Source organism: Aminobacter sp. P4_H6_2 (assembly GCF_056400805.1).
In genome coordinates this window covers 1-3,308 of sequence record NZ_JBFUKO010000594.1, presented here as the reverse complement: position 1 = coordinate 3,308, position 3,308 = coordinate 1, and the positions used below count along the sequence as shown (strand labels likewise).

Annotated in this window: 3 protein-coding genes; all 3 read right to left on the bottom strand. The window is 63.1% G+C overall.

Going from position 1 to position 3,308, the window contains the following annotated elements; translation table 11 throughout:
* Window positions 1-49 precede the first annotated feature (49 nt).
* A complete protein-coding gene (rpsA, locus tag AC1DUU_RS27125; protein WP_476786452.1) occupies window positions 50-1,747 on the bottom strand; it encodes a 30S ribosomal protein S1 in 1,698 nt (565 codons plus the stop codon).
* Window positions 1,748-1,918: 171 nt separating this feature from the next.
* Window positions 1,919-2,557, bottom strand: coding sequence for a (d)CMP kinase (gene cmk, locus AC1DUU_RS27120; protein ID WP_476786451.1), 639 nt, complete (start codon window positions 2,555-2,557; stop codon window positions 1,919-1,921).
* Window positions 2,558-2,577: 20 nt separating this feature from the next.
* Window positions 2,578-3,279, bottom strand: a complete 702-nt coding sequence (locus tag AC1DUU_RS27115) for an SDR family oxidoreductase (RefSeq protein WP_476786450.1) — start codon at window positions 3,277-3,279, stop codon at window positions 2,578-2,580.
* Window positions 3,280-3,308 lie beyond the last annotated feature (29 nt).

The window sequence follows — 3,308 nt, the reverse complement described above, 5'->3', positions numbered from 1 at the left end:
CCGGATCGCTCCGGCGGGGTTTTTCAGTTCACGACAATGAGCTGTTAGCTCAGTTGTTGCGGTTCTTCAGGGCTGCGCCCAGGATGTCGCCGAGCGAAGCGCCGGAGTCGGTCGAGCCGTACTGAGCGACTGCTTCCTTCTCTTCAGCGATTTCCAGCGCCTTGATCGAGACCTGCAGCTTGCGGGTCTTCTTGTCGAAGGCGATGATGCGGGCGTCTACCTTCTGGCCGACGACGAAGCGCTCTGGGCGCTGCTCGTCACGGTCACGCGACAGGTCCGAACGCTTGATGAAGGTCTCGATGCCGCTCTCGACGAGACGAACTTCGAGGCCACCATCCTTGATGCCGGTGACTTCGCAGGTGACGACGGCGTTCTTGCGCAGTTCGCCAGAGGTCGCGGCTTCGACGACGGTGTCGCGGCCGAGCTGCTTGATGCCGAGCGAGATACGCTCCTTGTCGATGTCGACGTCGAGCACCTGAGCCTTGACCATGTCGCCACGGTTGTACTCTTCGATGACCTGCTCGCCCGGACGGTTCCAGTCGAGGTCGGACAGGTGCACCATGCCGTCGACGTCGCCGTCGAGGCCGATGAACAGACCGAATTCGGTCTTGTTCTTGACTTCGCCTTCGACTTCGCTGCCGACCGGGTGGTTACGGGCGAAAGCTTCCCAAGGATTCTCGAGCGTCTGCTTGAGGCCGAGCGAGATGCGGCGCTTGGCCGGATCGACCTCGAGCACAACCACGTCGACCTGCTGGGTGGTCGACAGGATCTTGCCGGGGTGCACGTTCTTCTTGGTCCACGACATTTCCGAAACGTGGATGAGGCCTTCGATGCCCGGCTCGAGTTCGACGAACGCACCGTAGTCGGTGATGTTCGTGACGGTGCCGGTGATCTTCTTGCCGATCGGGAACTTGGTGCCGATGTCGGACCACGGATCGCTCTCGAGCTGCTTCATGCCGAGCGAGATGCGGTGGGTTTCCTGGTTGATGCGGATGATCTGCACCTTGACCGTCTGACCGATGTTGAGGATTTCGGTCGGATGGTTGACGCGGCGCCATGCCATGTCGGTGACGTGCAGCAGGCCGTCGATTCCGCCGAGGTCGACGAACGCACCGTAGTCGGTGATGTTCTTGACCACGCCCTCGACAACCTGACCCTCTTCGAGGTTCTGGACGATCTCGGAGCGCTGTTCTGCACGGCTCTCTTCGAGAACGGTGCGGCGCGACACGACGATGTTGCCGCGACGGCGATCCATCTTGAGGATCTCGAAGGGCTGCGGGTTGTGCATGAGCGGGGTGACGTCGCGGATCGGACGGATGTCGACCTGCGAACGCGGCAGGAAGGCAACAGCGCCGTCGAGATCGACGGTGAAGCCGCCCTTGACCTGGTTGAAGATGACGCCTTCGACGCGCTCACCCTTGGTGAACTTCTCTTCGAGCTTGACCCAGCTCTCTTCGCGGCGAGCCTTGTCGCGCGACAGCATGGCTTCGCCAAGCGCGTTTTCGATGCGCTCGACATAGACTTCGACGGTGTCGCCGACCTTCAGCTGGCCGTCCTTGGCCTTGGCGCCGAATTCCTTCAGCGGCACGCGACCTTCGACCTTCAGGCCGACGTCGATGATGGCCATGTCTTTTTCAATGGCCGTAACGATACCCTTGACGACCTGGCCTTCGCCCGAATGACCGTCCGAGAAGGACTCTTCGAGCAGGCTCGCGAAATCGTCGCGGGATGGATTAGCTTGTGACATTGGATCTCCTGGTGCGTCCCGGCTAGCGGGAGCGGCGCCGTGGGTTAGCGTTGCGTTGGCCTGCCGACATCCCGGGCAAAAAGCCCTTGGCCGCCCAAAGCGGCAAATCGGCGCAAGAAGAATGCGGACAGGTCGGTTAAGTGGCGAAGCCCTGAGACTTCAGCCGTATCTTCAACTTCCAAGGACCCGATCGACGATATCCCTGGCTGCGGAAAACGCGGCTTCTATATCCATTTCTGACGTGTCGAGCAAGTGCGCGTCGTCAGCAGGGCGTAATGGCGAGTCGGCGCGCCCGGTGTCACGCTCGTCGCGGCGCACGATATCGGCCAGGATGCCGGCGAAATCGGCCCTGCCGCCATTGGCCTCGATCTCGGCCAGCCGGCGCTGGGCGCGCACTTCGGCGCTGGCCGTGACGTAGAGCTTCACGTCGGCGTCGGGGCAGACCACAGTGCCGATATCGCGGCCGTCGAGCACCGCCCCTTGCGGCGAGCGCGCAAACTGGCGCTGCTTTTCGACCAGAATTTTTCTCACTTCAGGGATGACGGCGACTTTTGAGGCGGCTTCGCCGACGGCATGCGCCGAAAGCACCTTGCGGTCGAGATGGCCGAGATCGACGAGCTTTGCCGCCTCGATCGCATGGGCCACATCGTCGAGCGGCCAGCCTTTTTCGATCAGCATCTGCGCCACCGCGCGGTAGGTCAGCCCGGTGTCGAGCAAAGCGAGGTGGTAATAGTCGGCGAGCCGGCGGGCCAGCGTACCTTTGCCCGCACCCGCGGGACCGTCGATGGCGATGGTGATGGAAGTCGGCATGTCTTGGCGCGGACCCTTCGTCAGACGCCGCGCATCAGGCCGCCATCGACCTTGAGGCTCTGGCCGGTGATGTAGGCAGCACCGTCAGATACGAGGAACGCGATTGTCGCGGCGATCTCCTGGGAGGTGCCGTAGCGCTGCATCGGCACCCCAGTGCGGCGCTCGTCGGTCTGCGGCAGGCTGTCGATCCAGCCCGGCAGCACGTTGTTCATGCGGACATTGTGCGGGGCATACTGGTCGGCAAAGAGCTTGACGTAGGCGGCGAGGCCGGCGCGTGCCACGGCCGAGGTCGGGAACATCGCCGCCGGTTCGCCGACCCAGGCGGTCGAGATGTTGACGATGGCGCCGCCCTTCTGGGCGACCATAACAGGCGCAACAAGCCGCACTGCGCGCACGACGTTCATGAAATAAACGTCGAAGCCGGTGTGCCACTGCTCGTCGGTGATCTCCAAAAGCGGCGCGCGCGGGCCATGACCGGCGCCGTTGACCAGCACATCGATGCGGCCCCATTTGTCCATGGTCAGGTCGACGAAGCGCTTGAGGTCGTCGTTCGACTGGTTGGAGCCGGTAAAGCCGAGACCGCCGAGTTCCTTGGCCAGCGCCTCGCCCTTGCCCGATGAGGACAGGACGGCGACGGAATAGCCGTCAGCTGCCAGCTTGCGGGCCGCGGCAGCTCCCATGCCGCTGCCGCCGCCGACGATCATCGCTACTTTGTCAGACATATTTCTCACTCCTCCGCCTTGCCCTGGGC

Excerpts from the sequence above, each read along its gene's own strand:
- rpsA (WP_476786452.1), bottom strand. The coding sequence starts at position 1,747 with ATGTCACAAGCTAATCCATCCCGCGACGATTTCGCGAGCCTGCTCGAA.
- AC1DUU_RS27115 (WP_476786450.1), bottom strand. The coding sequence starts at position 3,279 with ATGTCTGACAAAGTAGCGATGATCGTCGGCGGCGGCAGCGGCATGGGA.
- cmk (WP_476786451.1), bottom strand. The coding sequence starts at position 2,557 with ATGCCGACTTCCATCACCATCGCCATCGACGGTCCCGCGGGTGCGGGC.